This is a genomic window from Polynucleobacter duraquae, from assembly GCF_000973625.1.
In the GTDB taxonomy this organism is placed as follows: domain Bacteria; phylum Pseudomonadota; class Gammaproteobacteria; order Burkholderiales; family Burkholderiaceae; genus Polynucleobacter; species Polynucleobacter duraquae.
The window spans coordinates 1,691,337-1,711,521 of sequence record NZ_CP007501.1 but is presented as its reverse complement, the minus strand read 5'-3'; the positions used below and the strand labels follow the sequence as shown (position 1 = coordinate 1,711,521).

Below are 20,185 nucleotides of genomic sequence, written 5' to 3'. Positions count from 1 at the left end.
CAAGTCGGCCACGTGCCGACTTGTGTCATTCAGGTTGTTGAGAGGAATTTTGTGTCTACAAGTAAACGCGATTATTACGAAGTCTTGGGAGTTGCCAAAGGCGCTAGCGATGAGGAGCTAAAAAAAGCTTATCGAAAAATGGCGATGAAGCATCACCCTGATCGTAACCCCGATAGCAAAACAGCAGAAGCGCAATTTAAAGAAGTTAAAGAGGCGTACGAAACTTTAACGGACCCGAATAAGCGTGCCGCATATGATCAGTATGGTCATGCTGGCGTTGATCAATCTGGTGGTTTTGGTGGCGGCGGCTTTGGTGGCGGTGGTTTTGCTGACGCTTTCGGCGACATCTTTGGTGATATTTTTGGGCAGGGTGGCGGACGTCAGTCGGGACCACAGGTATATAAAGGTGCCGATTTACGTTACAACATGGAGATCACTCTGGAGCAGGCTGCCGAGGGTTACACAACTCAAATTCGGGTACCAAGCTGGAGTAATTGCAAGCCGTGTCATGGCACTGGCGCTGAACCTGGTAGCAAAGCCGAGAGATGTACTACTTGCGCAGGTCATGGCCAGGTCCGTGTCCAGCAAGGTTTCTTCTCCATGCAACAAACTTGCCCTAAGTGCCGCGGCACTGGTGAGTACATTCCTAAGCCATGCAAGACTTGCCATGGCAGCGGTAAACATAAAGAACAAAAGACGCTTGAAATCAAAATCCCTGCGGGTATTGATGATGGTATGCGTGTGCGCTCTGTTGGAAATGGTGAACCCGGCGTCAATGGCGGGCCATCCGGAGATCTTTATGTAGAGGTGAGAGTCAAACCTCATAAAGTATTTGAGCGTGATGGCAGTGACCTGCATGTCCAAATGCCGATCTCATTCGCAACTGCAACGATTGGTGGGGATATCGAAGTTCCAACGCTGTCAGGGCGCGTAGAGTTTCCGATTCCTGAAGGTACACAGACTGGAAAAACATTCCGTTTGCGTAACAAGGGCATTAAAGGTTTGCGCTCTACTATCGTTGGCGATCTCTTTGTCCACGTTGCTGTCGAGACTCCGGTAAAGCTGACCGATGAGCAGAAAAAATTACTGCAGAAATTTGATGACAGCTTGAAGTCAGGTGGCGACAAACACAATCCACATCAAAAGGGTTGGTTTGACGGTGTAAAGAGTTTTTTTAGTTAACTGCTAGCTCAGACTTAACCAGCAAAGCCGTGTTCGGGTCCGGGGAACTTTCCGGATTTCACTTCCCGAACATAGGCTTTGATTGCTGCCTCAATTGAGGCATGGCCATCCATAAAGTTTTTAACAAACTTTGGTGGCTTTCCAGGGCTGATGCCCAACATATCTTGCAGTACCAATACTTGACCTGAGCAATTCACGCCTGCACCGATTCCAATGGTAGGGATGGAAAGCGATTCGGTAATGAGCTTGCCTAATGAAGATGGAATGGCTTCGAGCACAATCATTTGTGCACCAGCCTGTTCACACGCAATGGCCTGCTCAAGCATGAGGCTGGCGGCATCTTTCGATTTACCTTGAACCTTATAACCACCCAGGATGTGAACGGACTGGGGTAGTAGTCCTAAATGGGCGCAAACAGGAACACTGCGTTCTACTAAATACTGAATGATGTCGATTTGCCAATCGCCGCCTTCAAGTTTGACCATGTCGGCGCCAGCACGCATGAGCTCTGCTGCTGAATCTAAGGCCTGAACAGGGTTACCATAGCTGGCAAAAGGTAGGTCGGCAATGATGAATGCATGCGTGTTAGCGCGAGCGACGCATTCGGTGTGATAGGCCACTTGCTTAACAGTTACGGGTGTTGTACTGGAGTGACCTTGAATCACATTGCCTAAGGAGTCCCCAATCAGGATGGTTTCTACTCCACTGCGATTTAACAGGGCTGACATGGTTGAATCGTAAGCCGTCAACATGGTGATTTTTTCACCTTCAGCATGCATGGCATGGAGTTTAGAAATCGTAATTGGCTTTTCGCCTTGTAAGTAACCCATGGCGTGAGTTTAATGAATTAATGCGCTGACTGGCTATAAACCTGTTTTTCACCGCAATTACAGTTGCGGCAAGAGAGTTTTTCAATACGCTGATCGGCTACATTGGGTAAATACGCCTTGAGTTCGCCCCAGTTGGGCAAAAAGAAATCTGGGGCAATTTCTAGTAAGGGAAGTAAAACAAATGAGCGCTCAATGATTCTGGGGTGGGGGATTGTGAGTTCTGTATCTGTTTGAGAAACGCCTTCAAACGCCAGGATGTCCAAATCAATTGTGCGAGGTGCATTTGCGTAAGGACGCTCACGGCCAAATTCTTGCTCGACTGCTTGGCAGACGTGCAAAAGGCCATAAGGGCTGAGTTGCGTTTCAATTTCAATCACAGAATTAATATAGTCTCCCCCGGTAGCTTGAAAGGGCGCGCTTTGGTAGAAACAGCTTTTGCTTAGGATTTGGAGTTCGCAGCGCTGCGCAAGACACACAATCGCATCTGTAATGAGCTGACGCGTGTCACCGATATTTCCACCAAATCCAATAAAAGCTCGAGCCATGCCCATTCCAAACAAGAGAGAGGTACAAAAAACTAGTAGAACTACTTTACTGAATTTTTCTCAAGTCTGCTTAGTCTGCTGCGCTTTCACTGGGCACGGCTACCTTGGCTTTTCTACGGCGACGTTTTTTTGTGGGGGCAGCGCTATTACCAGTCTCGTTTTTGACGCTGGCCATCAAGGCTTCTTGCTCTGCTGGATCGCTTGCGATGAAACTGCTCCACCACTCCCCTAAAGCAGGATTTTTCTCACCCGTGGCGCAACGCAGGAGCATAAAGTCATAACCTGCTCTAAAACGTGGGGATTCAATCAGGCGATAAGGGTAGCGTCCAACACGCTTTTCAAATCGGGACTGCATCGACCAGATTTCTCGCATGTCGCTCTCGAAACGACGCTGAATTACCATGCCGCTGCTTTGGCTGGCAATGGTCTCATCCATTGCATCATGCAATGCGGGAATATTAGAAATCCCTTTAGCGATATTCTTTTTCCAATTATTGAGTAGATCTGGCCACAGCAAAGTCGCAAACAAGAATCCGGCCGAAACACTTTTACCCGATTGGATGCGTTCATCGGTATTGGCGAGCGCAATGCGAACAAAATCATTTGCTTCTTGAGAGTCTGCACTCTGATCCAAGATGTGATCCAGCAAAGGCAGGAGGCCATGATGAAGTCCTGCATCCTTGAGGCCTTGAATCGCAGCCCATGAGTATCCAGACATGAGAAGTTTGAGAATTTCATCAAAGAGGCGAGCAGAAGGTACATCGTGAATCAATTTACCTAATTTGGCGATGGGTGCGCGCGTTGCTGCGTCTAAGGTAAAGCCAGTCTTGGCTGCAAAGCGAATGGCGCGCAGCATACGAATCGGATCTTCACGATAGCGCTTAGCCGGATCACCAATCATGCGCAAGGTTTTCTTCTGCATGTCAGCCATTCCGCCGTGATAGTCGAGTACAGTTTCAGTAGCAGGGTCGTAGTACATCGCATTAATGCTGAAATCTCTGCGCGCAGCATCTTCATGCTGGCTACCCCAGACGTTATCGCGCAAGATACGGCCATTTTCCGCTACATGTTCGCCAGCGTTCTCTAGCAGAGCCCTAAAGGTAGAAACCTCAATAATTTCAGGTTGGCCTTTGCCAAAAAAAGTGACATGCACAATCTGGAAGCGACGACCAATGAGGCGTGCTTTACGAAATAGTTTTTGTACCTGCTCAGGTGTGGCATTGGTTGCCACATCGAAGTCCTTAGGGCCGATGCCTAAAGCTAAATCTCGTACGGCGCCACCCACAATAAATGCATCATAACCAGCCTGCTGCAATGTTTGAGTTACCTTCACAGCATTTTTAGAAAGTAAATCTGGGTCAATGCGGTGAGTTTTTTTAGGGACTCGTTTCGGCGCACCAGAGGTATGGGCTGCAGTATGTCGGATCATGGGATCACGACGCAAAATACGTTTAATAAATTTGGTAATCATGCAAACAGTTCAAGTATGGGCCAGTGACGTTTTAAGGCTTCATCACGTAGGCGAGCATCCGGATTGGTGGCAACTGGATTGCTCACTTTTTCCAGGAGAGGTAAATCATTCATTGAGTCTGAATAAAAATAACTTGTTGGCAATTCATCAAATGTGAGCTTTTGGTTAGCAAGCCAATCATGAACGCGTTGAATTTTGCCTTCCCGAAAACTCGGTATACCCTTGACTTCACCTGTGAAATCAGCGAAAGGCTGATCTCCCACAGTGGCAGGTTCAGTAGCTACCAGATGTTCAATGCCAAAACTTTCTACGATGGGACGAGTAACAAAGCTATTAGTTGCAGTCACAACGCAGCAAAGATCGCCAGCATCTTGGTGGCGCTTCACGAGATCAACCGCCTGTTGACGGAGTTGGCCAGTAATGACCTCCTGCATGAAGGCGTCATGCCATTCTTTGAGCTGTGCGCGGGAATGTTCGGAGAGTGGCTTTAATGCAAAGCTTAGGAACTCTTGAATATTCAGCTTTCCATCTTTGTAGTCTTGATAAAAGCGTTCATTTTGCTGCGCATAGTATTTGCTATCGACTACACCAATGCGCGCCAAGAACTGACCCCATTCATAATCGCTATCGCAGGGGAGAAGAGTATGATCTAAATCGAACAGTGCTAATTGAGTCATGAATATTTATTTAGGCTGCAAGAGCTCTCTAACGAGGGGCAAGGTGACAGCGCGTTTTGTTTCTAGTGAGTAAGCATCTAAAGCATCAATCAATGCCATCAGGTTGGGCATATCTCGATAAAAGCGATTTAGCAACCAAGGCAATACATCTGACGATAAAACCAAGCCGCGCGCTTGCGCTGCTTGTTGTAAGGCTTCTATTTTCTCATCATCACCCAAAAGGTGGGTTTGAAAGACCAAGCCCCATCCCAGGCGGGTGCGCAGGTCTTCTCTCAGTCTTAATGCACCAGGGGCAGCATTACCTGCCATGAAAATATGTATTGCTTCACTACCCTGGATGGCATTCAGAATACGAAATAAGGACGCTACCTGGCGCTCATCAAGTCGATCTACGTCATCAACGGTAATGACTGAGGGTGCAGTACTGGAGCATAGAGCAGGCAGACTTTCCTCGAGATTCACCCAAGAAATGGGTTCATTGGGAGTTAGGGGGAAGTGCTTCAAGTCTAATTGCTGAGCAGCATTGCCGATTGCACCGAGTAAGTGGGTGCGACCAGAGCCTTCTGGCCCCCACCAATAGATCCAGCGTTCATTGAGAGGATTCTCACTGGCTAATCTTGGAGCATTCATTTCCCAGGATTTGGCTATAGCCAACAAGGTAGAGTGCAGCGCTAGATTTTCTCCGGCTAAAAAATTACTTAAGCTGGGTTTAGGTGTGTGACCGATGTCGAGTGCAAACTGTCTTGGTAGTGATGGACTATTCATTGCTGCAGGAATTTACTTTTGATACCACGGACTTTGGGTATAGCGTGACCAGCCATATTGCAAAAGCACTAAACCAACTGCGCTGATGGGTAATGCGAGTAGGATGCCAAAGAAACCAAATAACTTTCCAAATAACAATAGAGCAAAGAGCACAGCAACGGGGTGCAAGCCAATTCGTTCACCCACGAGGCGTGGCGTGAGAAAGAAGCCTTCAATAAATTGACCTAGTCCATACAGCACGAGGACTCCAACAATTGCGCCACCGGGCCCAAACTGCAAAAGGGCCGCAAGGACCGCTAGAGTAAAGCCCAAGGCAATACCAACGTAGGGAATCACAATCATCAGCGCAGTAAAGACGCCTAAGGCGACTGCACCTTGAACCCCAATGATGCTTAAGCCTGCGCTGTAGAAAACGGACATGATCGAAATCACAATCAGCATACCCCGGAGGTATTGCGAGAGTAAGCCATCAGCGTGCATTGCGAGATGGTGAACCGTATCTTGTGCGCGGACCGGAACAATCTTTCTAACAAGTTTGAAAAAATGATTCCAGTCGATCAACAAATAAAACATGACAAATAAGATCAGTACCGCATTCACGAATCCCGCAATAACCGAGCTGCCTGACATCAGTACAGTCTCCAAAGTGGAGGACATGAGCGCATCAGAATTATCGTTGAGGTGCGTGGTAATTTTTTGGGTAGCACTGGATTTGAGGGTGCCCCAATCCACATCAATATGAAATTCACTCAACTTGGGCCCGAGCCAAGATTGGGTGTTTTGGATCCAAGTCGGAAATTGAGCCTTAATTAGGGGGATTTCGGTTTTGACGAGAGTAATAAATAGAGTCAGTATTAAAAATACGACAAGCAGGCCAAAAATCATGGCAATCCCAGCGGCCGCTGCGCGGGGTAGGCGATGCCTCTCAAGCCACAAGCAAACTGGGCGCAAGGCATAAGCCAGAATAAATGCAGTCAGAAAAGGGGTAAAAATTTCAGCCATCGTCCTCGAATCCTCTAGAATTCAATGATTCTACCGACCAAGTAGCGTTTTTTACTAATCTTCTATCTCTGCCATGAACTCATCTACCGATTCTTCCTCAAAAGGCCTTTCCTACCGTGACGCAGGTGTCGATATCGATGCTGGTGATGACTTGGTGGATCGTATTAAGCCTTTGGCCAAGAAAACCATGCGTGAAGGCGTGCTAGCTGGGATTGGCGGCTTTGGCGCCCTGTTTGAGGTCCCAAAGCGCTACAAAGAGCCAGTTTTGGTATCAGGCACTGATGGGGTTGGTACCAAGCTCAGATTGGCCTTTGAGTGGAATCGTCACGATACGATCGGCCAGGATTTGGTGGCGATGAGCGTGAATGACATTTTGGTGCAAGGTGCTGAACCCCTCTTTTTCTTGGATTACTTCGCTTGCGGCAAGCTCACTGTCGACACTGCAGCCACTGTCGTTGGCGGAATAGCGACTGGATGCGAGTTATCTGGTTGTGCACTGATCGGTGGTGAAACTGCAGAGATGCCCGGTATGTATCCTCCAGGTGAATACGACTTAGCCGGCTTTGCTGTTGGTGCAGTTGAAAAATCTAAAATTATTACTGGTGCAACGATTGCCCCAGGAGATGTGGTCTTAGCAATTGCTTCAAGTGGCGCGCATTCCAATGGCTATTCACTAGTTCGTAAAATTATTGAGCGTGCCGGAGCTAAGCCGACTGATGATTTGGGCGGCCGACCTTTGGGTGATGTCGTAATGGCCCCGACACAAATTTACGTCAAGCCATTACTAAAGTTGATCAATGAAATCAATGTGAAGGGTATGGCCCACATTACTGGCGGTGGCCTAGTGGATAACGTGCCACGCGTGCTGCCAGAAAATACTCAAGCAGTATTGCACCGCGATAGCTGGCAAATGCCAGAACTGTTCCGCTGGTTGCAAATGAAGGGTGGCGTAGCCGATGCTGAAATGGTTCGCGTATTTAATTGTGGTATTGGTATGGTGGTGATTGTGTCTGCTTCCCAAGCTGATGCTGCAATTCAATCGCTCAAGGCTGAAGGTTTACATGCCTGGATGGTTGGCGAGGTTGTAGAGCGTCCAGCTGGTGCACCACAAACGATCGTTATTTAATGCCCAGTAAAGCCTATTTATTTAGGCTTTGCTTGCAGTACTCTAGGGCCGCGTTTAACTCGGTTGGGTTAAACGGGTCGAATGTTTTTCTTCCAGAGATTGCACGCAACCAAGTTAATTGTCGTTTGCCAAGCTGCCGAGTAGCTGCCAGCGCTTTGTAGCGCATTTCGGCTTGATCTACTTCACCAGATAAATATTCCCAAACTTGTCGATAGCCCACCGAGCGAATGGCAGGCAGATCACCATGCAGATCGGGATTTTTTTTCAATAGTGCAACTTCTTCTAATAATCCTCCAGTAAGCATTTCATCAAACCGTTTTTCTAAGTTCTGATGTAAGCGGGAGCGATCGCTTGGCTCTAATGAAATGAGATCAATCCATTCTGGAATAGCCGACCCCTCCCTACCATCTTCGCTTGGTGAATCTGCCAACAGTTCCGACATCGGCTTGCCCGTAATTTCATAAACTTCTAAGGCACGTTGTACTCGTTGAGAATCATTGGGTTGTAAACGCGCGGCAGTCATGGGGTCAACTTGAGCTAATTTAGCGTGCATCGCAGGCCAGCTAATTGCTTTACCTTGCTCATCGAGGCGGGCGCGGATTTCTGGGTCTGCTGGCGGTAGAGATGAGAGGCCATATGCCCAGGCTCGCCAGTACAACATCGTGCCACCCACTACAACGGGAATATTTCCCCGATCACGAATTTCCTCACTTAGCCGCTTGGCATCATTTGCAAAACGTGCAGCTGAATAGGATTCGGTGGGTTCCAAGATATCGATGAGGTGATGCTGAACAGCAGCTTGCTCAGCCTGAGTGGGTTTAGCGCTGCCAATATCTAATCCGCGATAGACCAGTGCGGAGTCCATGCTAATTAATTCAATAGTCTGGCCTATGGATTTGGCATGTTTAGCCAATGCCATCGCGAGATGGGTTTTGCCTGCGCCCGTGGGGCCAACAATACAAAGTATGGGTGGCTGATGAGGTAAATGCGTAGGCTGAATGTGAGGTTCAGTTTGCATACCCCATTATAAGAATGAAATAAGCAAGCACTATTGAGATTGAGTGCGCCCTGCCTAATGCAGTTTAGTTTGACTCTCTAGCGTGGCGATATGCTCACGAATATCTGCCGCATCTTCTGCGCCAGGCATTTCGCCTAAGTAGTGATGTAGATCAGCTATCGCAGGTCGCACATATTCTAGTTGTGCAAAGATCAAGCCACGGTCACGAACTTCTTCAGCTGAGTCTGGCAACAAAATCACTAGACGCTCTTGAATGCCTAGCAGACGCTCCCAGCGTTCATCTTCCGAATAAATCATTTTGAGATTTCTCATAAAGCGCGAGAGAATTTCTCGAGAGCTAGAGGCTCGCAAGAAAATATTGAGTGGCAGGCTGAGCTCACCGCGATACCCTTTGGCATCGAGATAGGGGTCGAGCATTTCTTGTAACTGATTTTTGGAAAGAGATTCGCCATTCAACGGATCCATGATGATTTCGCCTTGTTGCAAAGAAATACGCATCATGAAGTGATTGGGAAAAGATACTCCGCGAATATTTAAACCAATTTGCTGTCCAAGCTCCATCATTAAGATAGCTAACGAGATGGGAATGCCGCGGCGACTCTCAATGATCTGGTGGAGGTAAGAATTCTCAGGTGCGTAGAAGTCATTCTGGTTTGGGCCAAAGCCTAACTCGTTGTAAAAGAAATGTTTGAGCAACTGCAGGCGCTGAATCGGTGGTGTGTCCGGAGTAATACGCTGCTTGATTTTGTTGCCCCACTGATCGATCTGATCAAGTACGCCCTGAACATCGAGATCTGGGTAGGCATGTTGTGCAACTGCCACCGCCGCCTCAGTTAGAGGGAGGTGCTCGTCTTCGGCTACGAGGGATGTGAAATAGTCGAGTTGTTGTGTAGGCATAAAGGCTATTTTGCATGACGCAGGAATTTTTGCCAGCGAATTCCGACAAGCCATAAGGCTACGAAATACACTACTGCTGCAGCGGCTAGCCAGGCAGCCAATAAGCCCACTCGAATCCAAGGGCTAGATTGCAGTGCTATCCAATCATGTGCGGTGGCAGCGTAATACATCAGGAGCGCAAAAGGAATTAAGGCAAGCAATAACTGCCCTAAATACTTGAACCACGCAGCGCTAGGTAGGGCACCACGTCGATGCAGGCCTACCCACAGTAGTGCAGCATTTAAGCAGGCGCCAGCGCCAACCGAAAGTGCAAGGCCGGCATGACCTAACCAAGGAACAAACACTAAATTAGCTAATTGGGTTGCCACCAAGACCAGCAAACCAATCTTTACTGGTGTGCGAATATCTTGGCGGGAATAAAAGCCGGGAGCTAAGATCTTCACCAAAATAAGGCCAATTAGTCCAACACCATAGGCTGCCAGAGCACGCTGCGTCATTAATACGTCTAAGGCGCTGAACTTACCGTAGTGATACAAAACTGCTGCTAGCGGCTCTCCAAAAATAAAGAGAGCGATCGCACATGGCGCTGCCAATAAAAAGGTGAGTTGCAGCCCCCAAATTAACAGCTCACCCGCATGCACCAAATCATTTTTTGCATTTGCTTTGCTCAAGCTCGGTAGCAAGACCGTTCCAAGCGCTACCCCCAAAAGGGCTGTTGGAAACTCCATGAGGCGATCAGCATAGGAGAGCCAAGATACGCTACCGGTTTGTAAACGAGATGCAATGTTGGTATTAATGATGAGAGAAATCTGGGCGACTGAAACTGCAAACACTGCAGGCCCCATTAATTTCATGACACGACGGGCATCCGGATTTTTAAAAGCCGCTGTAATTGCCCCGGGTAGAAGTCCCACTCTTGGAAGTAAGCCTAATTGAGCGAGAGCCGGAACTTGAATGGCTAGCTGTAATACGCCGCCCAAGAGTACGCCGATACTCAGGGCATAAATTGGCTGATCTAGATGGGGTGCCAAAAAGATGGCGCTACCAATTAGGGCTAAATTGAGTAAAACTGGAGTAAACGCTGGAATGGCAAAACGGCCAAAGGTATTGAGGATCCCCGCGGAGAGGGAAACCATCGAAATAAGACCAATGTAAGGAAACATGATGCGGGTCATGACTACGCTTGCCTCATAGGCCTGGCCGCCCTCAAAGCCCGTAGCAATCACCAGAATCAATAGAGGAGCGCCGATAACCCCAAGGACTACCGTTAGCAGTAAGGCCCAAAATAAGAGCGTGGCAACAGCATTTACGAGGATTTGGGACTGTTTTACATCCCCTTGACTGGAGATTTCTCCCAAAATGGGCACAAATGCCTGAGAAAAGGCCCCTTCAGCGAAGAGTCTACGTAGCAAATTGGGCAGTCTGAAGGCTACATTAAAGGCGTCAGTCCACTCAGAAGCTCCAAAACTACGGGCAATCAGGGTCTCCCGAAGTAGTCCAGTCATTCGGGAGAGCATGGTGAGGGAGCTGACCTTAGCGGCAGCTGAAAGCAGATTCATGGGCTAATTTTCCCCTATTTATCAAGCGGCTGGGCTTTTTTAGTCCTTTAATGTAAAATCTTGGGTTTTGGTGAGTCAGCTTACAAATTTGGCGAACCCACACAGAATTTTAGTTAACCGTATTTTGTAATTTTTATATAGCAAGGTTTAAAAATGGCCAATACCGCACAAGCGCGTAAACGCGCACGGCAGGCAGTAAAACAGAATGAGCACAACTCTAGCTTGCGTTCAAAGCTTCGTACTTCCATCAAGGCGGTTCGCAAAGCAATTGAAACTGGCGACAAGGATGCTGCTGCTAAAGTATTCGCAGCAACTCAGTCCACAATCGACAAGATTGCCGACAAAAAGATTGCTCACAAAAATACCGCATCACGTCAGAAGTCACGTTTGTCTGCAGCTATTAAGGCGATGGCAGCGTAAGACTTTTATAGATTTAGGCAGACTCTAGAGTAATTTAGAGTCTAAGCCCGCTCCTTATCAGAGCGGGTTTTTGTTTTTAGGGTTGGGATTGTGGTTTCGGTTCGAATTCGCAGGCTTCTTCGATTGGCAGACAATTGTCTTTGGCAAAGTTGATGACAAAGTCGAGCGCTCTCGGATCGAGGTCTCTTAGTCTGGTGTCAATAACAACGCAGGTTACTTTTGCAATAACCACTGGTCTGGCATAAGGTGAGTAAGTAAAGCGGGGATCACCAGCATCGCCTGGTGGGCGAAAAGTGGCCATTACTCCGCAAAGACGTTCGGCCCAGTCGCTAGGTCGAAAAGGTTTGCCAGAGGTTGTAATGCCTTGAATGAAAAGCTTTTTGTGGTTCAAGTTGGCGTAGAAATCGTAGTAAGGAATCGGTGTTACTTAGACCTTAGCTTAACAGTCTGCGAAGGCCCTAAGATAACTTTAGGAACTATTTTCGTGCAGTTCGATGCCCCAAACAATAATGCAAGCTAAAACTCTAGTAGAAAGCTCAACAATGACATCTTTGGCAAAGCCCCAAGTGCCCGGCCAGGTTAAGCATTACTTGCAGTTTGCTGACCTGACGCGTGAAGAATATGACTATCTCCTCAAGCGCTCTGCTTGGCTCAAGACGAAGTTCAAAAGTTACGAGACTTGGCACCCCTTGCACGACCGCACGCTAGCGATGATCTTTGAGAAGCATTCAACTCGTACCCGCCTTTCTTTTGAGGCGGGCATACACCAGCTTGGTGGCCATGCCGTATACCTGAACACCCGAGATACCCAGTTAGGCCGTGGTGAGCCTGTAGAGGACGCTGCGCAGGTGATTTCTAGGATGACGGACATCATCATGATCCGTACTTTTGGCCAAGAGATTATTGAGCGCTTTGCTGCTAATTCTCGAGTGCCCGTGATCAATGGCCTTACCAATGAATACCATCCCTGCCAAGTATTGGCCGATATTTTTACTTTTGTAGAAGCACGTGGCCCGATTCAGGGCAAAACGGTTGCTTGGGTAGGTGATGCCAATAATATGGCCTACACCTGGATTCAGGCGGCGGAATGTTTGGATTTTCAAATTCGCTTTTCTGCCCCTAGCGGTTATCAGTTGGATGACTCCAGATTGACTGCGAAAGCTTTAAAGTATCTGACGATTTGCTCTGATCCAAAAGATGCTTGTAAGGGTGCCGACCTAGTTACTACTGATGTATGGACTAGCATGGGCTACGAGGATGAAAATACTTCCCGTATGTCTGCTTTTAAAGACTGGATGGTCGATGAAGAGCTAATGGCCTTAGCAAAACCAGAAGCTTTGTTTATGCATTGTTTACCAGCGCATCGTGGCGAAGAGGTTTCAGCAGAGGTGATTGATGGTCCTCAAAGCATCGTTTGGGAAGAGGCTGAAAATCGTTTACATGTTCAAAAGGCCTTGATGGAGTATTTACTCTGCGGCCGTTTGGACTAAGTGTTTGAGTAATTTATTTTTGTTATTTATTAGTTAATTTTTTGATTGAATAAAAATCATGTCTGATATTAAAAAAGTAGTTTTAGCGTATTCCGGCGGTCTTGATACTAGTGTGATTCTCAAATGGCTTCAAGATACTTATCAATGTGAGATCGTTACTTTCACAGCTGATTTGGGTCAGGGTGAAGAGTTGGAGCCAGCACGTGCCAAGGCATTGCAGTTTGGCATCAAGCCAAAAAATATCTTTATCGACGACTTGCGTGAAGAGTTTGTGCGCGACTTTGTATTCCCCATGTTCCGCGCTAATACGATTTACGAGGGCGAGTACCTTCTGGGCACTTCCATCGCACGTCCATTGATTGCGAAGCGTCAAATTGAAATTGCTCGTGCAACTGGTGCTGATTCTGTATCGCATGGCGCTACTGGTAAGGGTAATGACCAAGTTCGTTTTGAGTTGGGCTATTACGCCCTTGAGCCAGGAATTAAAGTAATTGCACCATGGCGCGAGTGGGATTTGCTTTCTCGTGAAAAACTCATGGCCTATGCAGAAAAGCATGGCATCCCAGTAGAGATGAAGCATAAGCAAGGCGGCTCACCATATTCTATGGATGCCAACTTATTGCACATCAGTTATGAAGGCCGTCATCTCGAAAGCCCGAATGCTGAAGCAGAAGAATCTATGTGGCGTTGGACGGTCTCTCCTGAGAAAGCTCCAGATGCCCCAGAAATTATTGAAATTGAATTCCGTTCCGGTGATCCGGTGGCAATTAATGGCAAAGCCTATAAGCCACATGAGTTATTAGCTGAACTCAATCGCATCGGCGGCATGCATGGCATTGGTCGTCTTGACTTGGTTGAGAACCGCTTTGTAGGTATGAAGAGCCGTGGCTGCTATGAAACCCCTGGCGGCACTATCTTGTTAAAAGCACACCGCGGAATTGAGAGTATTACTTTAGACCGTGAAGTGGCTCACCTCAAAGATGACCTGATGCCAAGATACGCAAGCTTGATCTACAACGGTCTATGGTGGGCGCCAGAACGCCTGGCTCTACAAACATTGATCGATCACACGCAACAAATGGTGAACGGTGTTGTGCGTCTGAAGCTCTACAAGGGATCTGTTTCTGTGATCTCGCGCGATTCAGCGAACACTTTGTTTGATCAGACTATCGCCACCTTTGATGATGATGGCGGTGCTTATAACCAAGCCGATGCGGGTGGATTTATTAAGCTCAATGCGCTACGTATGCGAATTGCTGAAACTGCAAGACGTAAGCGTGCTTAATAATTTAGATAATCAACAAACTAGTAATTCAGATTAGAAAGAATAAAGATGCAATTTGATCAAGTTTCTGTAGGCAAAAAAGCCAATATATTTTTTGATGGCAAGTGTGTATCCCACACTGTTACCTTGCCAAATGGTATTCGTAAATCTGTTGGCGTGGTGTTGCCCAGTACTTTACGTTTTGACCTAAGCACTAAAGAAATCATGGAGGTAGTTGACGGTAATGCGTTTGTCAGTATTAACGGCGCCCCAGAGGTGGAGTTCAAAGCCGGTCAAAGCTGGGAGGTAGAAAAAGGCGGTTATTTCATCATCCGCGCCGAGTCTCCAGTGCACTATGTTTGTCACTTTGAATAAGTAATTCAGCGAGCAAGGCGATGATTTCTTTTTCGCCCTAAAGAAAACGCAGACCTCGGTCTGCGTTTTTTATTATGGGCACTATTACCAACCCTTTATTTTTTAGGCAGTCCTTGAATGACCGTGCCAGGCAAGATGACTCTCTCCGAGAACCACTGTTTATTCATCTCAAGTGCATAACGTACCGCTGCCTTGGGGCAGTGGTTATTAGTGGTCTCCGCTTGCATCTCTTCAATATTCACAATCTTGCCATCATCGGCAATGAAAGCAATCGATAGCGGAATCTTTGTGTTGTTCATCCAGAAACAATGCCCTGCTTTTTGCTCAAAGATAAAGAGCATGCCGGAGTTGGTGGGCATGCTGGTGCGATTCATGAGTCCAAGCTCACGCGCTTTAGGTGTATCAGCTAACTCTGCCTGAATACGATAGATCCCAGTTTTGAGTTCAACCGTAGGCAGGCCGACATTCTGTTGTGCAAACGAGGGCGCTGAAATGATCCCAGCAATCGCCGTAAGCGAAAAAATGAATTGTTTCATGTGGGGTAAATGCATGGTGTTTTGAGTGGAGCGTCCTAAGTGTGTGAGGGTAATTCTAAGGCAGGGCTAGTAAGACAAGAAAATACAGGCGAAAAAAAACCCAGGAACAAGTCCTGGGTTTTAGTAATGATCTAAAGCAGATTAAGCTGCTTGGATATTAGTAGCTTGTTTGCCCTTAGGACCTTGGGTAATATCAAACGTTACCTTTTGGTTTTCCTTGAGTGTTTTAAACCCAGGCATTGTGATTGCGCTGAAATGCGCAAACAACTCTTCTTCACCATCATCAGGTTTGATAAAGCCAAAACCTTTTGCATCATTGAACCACTTAACAATTCCGGTCGCCATGCGAACTCCATTACATAAACTTAAAACAACCGTGATGAGGGTGAATACTTTTTAATCAGTCTCGCTCTACAACACGCCTAAATAGGACTTTAAATAAAGCCTACCCCTTGATTGTTTGCCCTTTATGGTGGGGTGTCAAGGGGGTGGGTAAATATAGTTACTATTAATCCCCCCTTTTTTTATCGAAAAATGCCCCAATATAGTGTTTAAGGGCCTTTCTTAATGGTTTTTTTGCAACAAAGCTCCGAAATCCTATTTTTTGTATCTGTGTTTAGAATGTTTCATATGAGTCGTACAACGAAAAATCCAACGGTTGGCAATCCAAACAACCCCCACATTGAAGACACTATTCTTCTCGAAAAGCAGGCTGAGAAATTAAAGTCACCTTCGATGTATAAAGTTTTACTATTAAATGACGATTACACGCCAATGGAATTTGTGGTGATGGTCATTCAGGAGTATTTTAATAAGGATCATGAGACAGCTACACGGATCATGTTGCAGGTTCATTTAGTTGGTAAAGGCATTTGCGGTTTATTTACACGTGATGTTGCAGCAACAAAAGTGCATCAAGTTATCGAGCTCTCCCGCGAAGCGGGTCACCCACTACAGTGCACTATGGAGGAAGCATGATTGCCCAGGAATTAGAAGTAAGTTTGCACATGGCGTTTGTTGATGCGCGAGCTTCAAGACATGAATTTATTACGGTGGAGCATTTGCTTGCCGCCTTACTAGACAACGCGACCGCAGTGGAGGTTTTAAAAGCCTGCGCTGTCAATATCGCTGAGCTTCGTGCACAGCTGAAAAATTTTATTAATGACAATACGCCTGTGGTTCCAGGTAGCGATGAAGTTGATACTCAACCAACCCTGGGTTTCCAGCGTGTGATTCAACGCGCCATCATGCATGTGCAATCTACCTCAAATGGTAAGAAAGAAGTTACCGGGGCAAATGTACTCGTAGCTATCTTTGGTGAAAAAGATTCGCATGCAGTGTATTTCTTGCAGCAGCAAGGCGTTACTCGTTTGGATGTAGTGAACTTTATTAGCCACGGTGTACGCAAAGATCAAGCTGAGAGTGTGAAGCCTGCTGAGGCTACCCAAGAGACCGAGGATGCATCGTCTGGCGGCAAAGAGAGTCCTTTAGAGCAATACACCCAGAACCTGAATGTGCTGGCTAAGCAGGGCAAGATTGATCCGCTGATTGGTCGCGATAGTGAAGTTGAGCGCGTCATTCAGGTACTGTGCCGTCGTCGTAAAAATAACCCCCTATTGGTGGGTGAGGCGGGTGTGGGTAAGACTGCGATCGCTGAAGGCTTAGCTTGGAGAATTGTGAAAGGTGATGTCCCTGAGATCTTGGCTGATGCCACTGTCTATTCACTCGATATGGGTGCGCTACTGGCAGGCACTAAGTACCGCGGAGATTTTGAGCAGCGCTTGAAGAGTGTTCTTAAGTCTTTAAAAGATAGCGCCCACGGCGTTTTATTTATCGATGAGATTCATACCTTAATTGGTGCGGGTGCTGCATCGGGTGGTACATTGGATGCAAGCAATTTACTAAAGCCTGCACTATCAAATGGTCAGCTCAAGTGTATCGGCGCAACTACCTTTACTGAGTACCGAGGCATTTTCGAAAAAGATGCTGCTCTATCACGCCGCTTCCAGAAAGTGGATGTGGTTGAGCCAACTGTCGATCAGACTGTGCAAATTTTGCGTGGTTTGAAGTCGCGTTTTGAGGAGCACCACGGAGTTAAATACGCTTCCGCAGCCTTAGTTGCTGCCGCTGAATTATCTTCACGCTATATCAATGACCGTCATTTGCCAGACAAGGCAATTGATGTGATTGATGAGGCTGGTGCAGCGCAACGCATTCTGCCAAAATCTAAGCAGAAGAAAACTATTGGTCGCCCGGAGATTGAAGAGATCGTCGCAAAAATCGCTCGCATACCGCCACAATCTGTAACGGTGGATGATCGTAGCAAGCTGCAAACACTAGATCGAGATATTAAGAGTGTGGTGTTTGGTCAAGATCCTGCCATTGAGGCTCTAGCGAGCGCAATCAAGATGACTCGTGCTGGACTTGGCAAAATCGATAGACCGATTGGCTCATTCTTATTCTCAGGCCCAACTGGTGTAGGTAAGACAGAGGTTGCTAAGCAGCTTGCTTACATCTTAGGTATTGAGCTTCTACGCTTTGACATGTCTGAGTATATGGAGCGTCATGCGGTCAGTCGTTTAATCGGTGCGCCCCCAGGATATGTGGGCTTTGATCAAGGTGGCTTGCTAACTGAGGCTGTTAACAAGAAGCCGCATTGTGTTCTCTTGCTTGATGAGGTTGAAAAAGCACACCCAGATATTTTCAATATCCTTTTGCAGGTCATGGATCATGGCACCCTCACGGACAACAACGGTCGCAAGACCGATTTCCGTAATGTCATCATCATCATGACAACGAATGCTGGTGCTGAAGCAATGCAGAAGTCCACCATTGGCTTTACTAATGCACGTGAGTCTGGCGATGAGATGGCGGATATCAAGAAGTTCTTCACGCCAGAATTCCGTAATCGTTTAGATGCGATTGTTTCCTTCAAGGCGCTTGATGAGACCATCATCATGCGTGTGGTGGATAAGTTCTTGATGCAGTTAGAAGAGCAACTCCATGAGAAGAAGGTGGATGCTACATTTAGTTCGGCATTACGTGCCCATTTGGCTAAACATGGCTTTGATCCACTCATGGGCGCAAGACCAATGCAGCGAATCATTCAAGATACGGTACGCAAAGCACTTGCTGACGAATTACTATTTGGCAAGTTGGCGCAGGGTGGTCACGTGGATGTCGATATTGACGCTGATGGTAAGGTTCAGCTTCAGTTTGATGCTCCAGCAATTCCGGGTAAGCGGCCAAAAGCTGATGTAGCTCCGGTCGAGGAGATTTAAGGAAAATAAAAAACCACCTACGGGTGGTTTTTTATTGGATAAGACTAAAGTATCTAAATTAGCTACGACCTGTACTGCCAAACCCACCAGCCCCACGACTACTCTCAGTAAACTCTTCAACAACTTTGAGTTCTACCTGTTGTACTGGCATGACTACCAATTGCGCTAAGCGCTCCATGGGCTCTAATTTAAATGCTGTGGAGCTGCGATTCCAAGTGCTCACCATCAGTTGACCCTGGTAATCCGAATCAATTAATCCCACTAAATTGCCAAGAACGATCCCATGCTTATGTCCAAGACCAGAGCGCGGCAAGATGAATGCGGCATAACATGGATCTTCTACATAAATCGCTAAACCCGTTGGGACGAGGACTGTTTGTCCAGGAGCAATTTCAATTGCTTGATCAATGCAGGCGCGCAGATCTAATCCAGCGCTTCCAGGGGTTCCATATGCAGGCAATTGATCGCGCATACGCTCATCGAGAATTTTGACTTGAAGTTGTTGCATAGAATTTCCTAAAGCGAGATTAAATTTTCTTGGCGACTAACTGAATCAGCTGACGTGCAAGCTGAAGCTTTTCGGCCTGAGCCATTTTCTTGCTACCACTTTCATCAACGATGAGTAATTGGTTGAGATCGCTACCAAAGGTATCTGGACCAATATTACCGACGATCATTGGAATGCCTTTACGCTTGCGCTTTTCTTCAGCATGCTTTTGGAGATCAGTAGACTCTGCTGCAAAGCCAACGCAGTAAGGATGCAACTTACCACCTTTAGTTTTGACCGTTTTTGCTACATCAGCAAGAATGTCTAGGTTAGCCACAAATTCTAAATCTGGAGCTTGCCTAACTTGGCGCTTAATTTTATCTTTAGCTGGCTTGGCAATACCCCAATCAGCGACTGCAGCAACTGCAAAGAAGATATCGCAGTCAGTAGATTGCATGGTGGCTGCATGCATTTCTTTGGCACTGACCACATTAGTGCGGGTAATTTTTCCAGTTGCCGCTAATGGCGTAGTGAGATCGCAGGGGCCTGTTATTAAGTGCACTTCTGCGCCAGCCTCAACAGCTGCGCGGGCAATGGCGAAGCCCATCTTGCCTGAACTACGGTTGGTGATGCCACGCACCGGATCAATCGCCTCAAAAGTAGGCCCAGCTGTAATCAGTACACGTTTTCCGAGGAGTGATTTCTTCTGAAAAAAGGCTATGAGCTGCTCGGTAATTTCTACGGGCTCAAGCATGCGCCCAAAGCCGACTTCACCACAGGCTTGGAATCCACTTGCAGGGCCGAGTAAGGTGACTTTGTCTGCAATGAGCCGTTCTGCGCTTCTTTGTGTAGCTGCATGCTCCCACATTTGTTTGTTCATGGCGGGAGCCAACAGGAGCGGGCAATCTCTTGCTAGGCACAAAGTACTCAGCAAATCATCAGCCAATCCGAGGGAAAGTTTAGCCATGAGATCCGCACTTGCGGGCGCAATCAAAATTGCATCGGCAGCTCTAGAGAGTTCAATATGTGCCATGTTGTTAGCAATGCTGCTATCCCATTGGCTCGTGTAAACGGGGTTGCCAGTAAGCGCTTGCATGGTGACGGGCGTCACAAATTGCTGTGCAGCTTCTGTCATTACCACTTGGACGCTGGCACCTTCTTGCATTAACTGGCGTGCTAGCTCTGCAGACTTATAGGCCGCAATGCCACCGGAGATGCCGAGAACGATTTTCTTGTTTAAAAGTGATTGCATGGCGCCAG

General features: G+C 47.1%; 22 protein-coding genes. 8 read left to right on the top strand and 14 right to left on the bottom strand.

The window, feature by feature from the left end; all coding sequences use genetic code 11:
• The first annotated feature begins 51 nt into the window (after window positions 1-51).
• Window positions 52-1,182 (top strand): molecular chaperone DnaJ, encoded by a 1,131-nt coding sequence (dnaJ, locus tag CL55_RS08845; RefSeq protein ID WP_046331281.1) that lies wholly within the window; start codon window positions 52-54, stop codon window positions 1,180-1,182.
• Window positions 1,183-1,196: 14 nt separating this feature from the next.
• On the opposite strand, the gene panB is transcribed toward dnaJ, so the two are convergent.
• From panB to CL55_RS08815, 6 genes are all read right to left on the bottom strand, one after another.
• Window positions 1,197-2,012 (bottom strand): 3-methyl-2-oxobutanoate hydroxymethyltransferase, encoded by an 816-nt coding sequence (gene panB / locus CL55_RS08840; RefSeq protein WP_046330754.1) that lies wholly within the window; start codon window positions 2,010-2,012, stop codon window positions 1,197-1,199.
• A gap of 17 nt (window positions 2,013-2,029) precedes the next feature.
• Window positions 2,030-2,557, bottom strand: coding sequence for a 2-amino-4-hydroxy-6-hydroxymethyldihydropteridine diphosphokinase (gene folK / locus CL55_RS08835; RefSeq protein ID WP_046330753.1), 528 nt, complete (start codon window positions 2,555-2,557; stop codon window positions 2,030-2,032).
• A gap of 70 nt (window positions 2,558-2,627) precedes the next feature.
• On the bottom strand, window positions 2,628-4,028 hold the full coding sequence (gene pcnB, locus CL55_RS08830) for a polynucleotide adenylyltransferase PcnB (RefSeq protein WP_046330752.1): 1,401 nt from the start codon (window positions 4,026-4,028) through the stop codon (window positions 2,628-2,630).
• On the bottom strand, window positions 4,025-4,705 hold the full coding sequence (locus tag CL55_RS08825; protein ID WP_046330751.1) for a histidinol-phosphatase: 681 nt from the start codon (window positions 4,703-4,705) through the stop codon (window positions 4,025-4,027). The genes pcnB and CL55_RS08825 overlap by 4 nt, the downstream gene beginning before the upstream one ends.
• A gap of 6 nt (window positions 4,706-4,711) precedes the next feature.
• Window positions 4,712-5,470 carry a DnaA regulatory inactivator Hda gene (hda, locus tag CL55_RS08820; protein ID WP_046330750.1) on the bottom strand — a complete coding sequence of 253 codons (759 nt, stop codon included), beginning with the start codon at window positions 5,468-5,470 and terminating at the stop codon, window positions 4,712-4,714.
• A gap of 12 nt (window positions 5,471-5,482) precedes the next feature.
• Entirely contained in the window at window positions 5,483-6,472 is a 990-nt protein-coding gene (locus CL55_RS08815) for an AI-2E family transporter (protein ID WP_046330749.1), read from the bottom strand.
• 73 nt (window positions 6,473-6,545) lie between these two features.
• Between CL55_RS08815 and purM the strand changes: the two genes are divergently transcribed.
• Window positions 6,546-7,598 (top strand): phosphoribosylformylglycinamidine cyclo-ligase, encoded by a 1,053-nt coding sequence (gene purM, locus CL55_RS08810; protein ID WP_052728813.1) that lies wholly within the window; start codon window positions 6,546-6,548, stop codon window positions 7,596-7,598.
• A gap of 13 nt (window positions 7,599-7,611) precedes the next feature.
• Here purM and miaA read toward each other — a convergent pair whose 3' ends face one another.
• Genes miaA through murJ form a run of 3 tightly spaced genes read right to left on the bottom strand, consistent with a single transcriptional unit; the run spans window position 7,612 to window position 11,072 of the window.
• Window positions 7,612-8,616, bottom strand: a complete 1,005-nt coding sequence (gene miaA / locus CL55_RS08805) for a tRNA (adenosine(37)-N6)-dimethylallyltransferase MiaA (protein ID WP_046330747.1) — start codon at window positions 8,614-8,616, stop codon at window positions 7,612-7,614.
• Between the two features lie 54 nt (window positions 8,617-8,670).
• Window positions 8,671-9,513 (bottom strand): SirB1 family protein, encoded by an 843-nt coding sequence (locus tag CL55_RS08800; protein WP_046330746.1) that lies wholly within the window; start codon window positions 9,511-9,513, stop codon window positions 8,671-8,673.
• A 5-nt stretch (window positions 9,514-9,518) separates the two neighbouring features.
• Complete coding sequence (murJ, locus tag CL55_RS08795; RefSeq protein ID WP_046330745.1) at window positions 9,519-11,072, bottom strand: murein biosynthesis integral membrane protein MurJ; 1,554 nt, start codon at window positions 11,070-11,072, stop codon at window positions 9,519-9,521.
• Between the two features lie 153 nt (window positions 11,073-11,225).
• On the opposite strand from murJ, the gene rpsT reads away from it, so the two are divergent.
• Window positions 11,226-11,492: a 30S ribosomal protein S20 gene (gene rpsT, locus CL55_RS08790; RefSeq protein WP_046330744.1), complete on the top strand. Its 267-nt coding sequence runs from the start codon at window positions 11,226-11,228 to the stop codon at window positions 11,490-11,492.
• 76 nt (window positions 11,493-11,568) lie between these two features.
• On the opposite strand, the gene CL55_RS08785 is transcribed toward rpsT, so the two are convergent.
• A complete protein-coding gene (locus tag CL55_RS08785; protein ID WP_046330743.1) occupies window positions 11,569-11,883 on the bottom strand; it encodes a DUF3579 domain-containing protein in 315 nt (104 codons plus the stop codon).
• Window positions 11,884-12,034: 151 nt separating this feature from the next.
• Between CL55_RS08785 and argF the strand changes: the two genes are divergently transcribed.
• The 3 genes from argF to ppnP are packed head-to-tail and all read left to right on the top strand — an operon-like array spanning window position 12,035 to window position 14,621.
• Entirely contained in the window at window positions 12,035-12,982 is a 948-nt protein-coding gene (gene argF, locus CL55_RS08780) for an ornithine carbamoyltransferase (protein ID WP_205621270.1), read from the top strand.
• A 58-nt stretch (window positions 12,983-13,040) separates the two neighbouring features.
• Entirely contained in the window at window positions 13,041-14,267 is a 1,227-nt protein-coding gene (locus tag CL55_RS08775) for an argininosuccinate synthase (protein WP_046330741.1), read from the top strand.
• A 48-nt stretch (window positions 14,268-14,315) separates the two neighbouring features.
• Entirely contained in the window at window positions 14,316-14,621 is a 306-nt protein-coding gene (gene ppnP / locus CL55_RS08770; RefSeq protein WP_046330740.1) for a pyrimidine/purine nucleoside phosphorylase, read from the top strand.
• Between the two features lie 95 nt (window positions 14,622-14,716).
• On the opposite strand, the gene CL55_RS08765 is transcribed toward ppnP, so the two are convergent.
• The gene (locus tag CL55_RS08765) at window positions 14,717-15,157 is read right to left on the bottom strand and encodes a DUF192 domain-containing protein (RefSeq protein WP_046330739.1); all 441 of its coding nucleotides are present in this window, start codon (window positions 15,155-15,157) and stop codon (window positions 14,717-14,719) included.
• Window positions 15,158-15,298: 141 nt separating this feature from the next.
• Complete coding sequence (locus tag CL55_RS08760; protein ID WP_011903586.1) at window positions 15,299-15,502, bottom strand: cold-shock protein; 204 nt, start codon at window positions 15,500-15,502, stop codon at window positions 15,299-15,301.
• A 276-nt stretch (window positions 15,503-15,778) separates the two neighbouring features.
• Here CL55_RS08760 and clpS point away from each other — a divergent pair, with 276 nt between their 5' ends.
• Entirely contained in the window at window positions 15,779-16,135 is a 357-nt protein-coding gene (gene clpS, locus CL55_RS08755) for an ATP-dependent Clp protease adapter ClpS (protein ID WP_046331280.1), read from the top strand.
• Window positions 16,132-18,438 carry an ATP-dependent Clp protease ATP-binding subunit ClpA gene (gene clpA, locus CL55_RS08750; protein WP_046330738.1) on the top strand — a complete coding sequence of 769 codons (2,307 nt, stop codon included), beginning with the start codon at window positions 16,132-16,134 and terminating at the stop codon, window positions 18,436-18,438. Before clpS ends, clpA begins: the two co-directional genes overlap by 4 nt.
• 58 nt (window positions 18,439-18,496) lie before the next feature.
• Here clpA and dut read toward each other — a convergent pair whose 3' ends face one another.
• Window positions 18,497-18,946, bottom strand: coding sequence for a dUTP diphosphatase (gene dut, locus CL55_RS08745; protein ID WP_046330737.1), 450 nt, complete (start codon window positions 18,944-18,946; stop codon window positions 18,497-18,499).
• 19 nt (window positions 18,947-18,965) lie between these two features.
• The gene (gene coaBC / locus CL55_RS08740; protein ID WP_046330736.1) at window positions 18,966-20,177 is read right to left on the bottom strand and encodes a bifunctional phosphopantothenoylcysteine decarboxylase/phosphopantothenate--cysteine ligase CoaBC; all 1,212 of its coding nucleotides are present in this window, start codon (window positions 20,175-20,177) and stop codon (window positions 18,966-18,968) included.
• Window positions 20,178-20,185 lie beyond the last annotated feature (8 nt).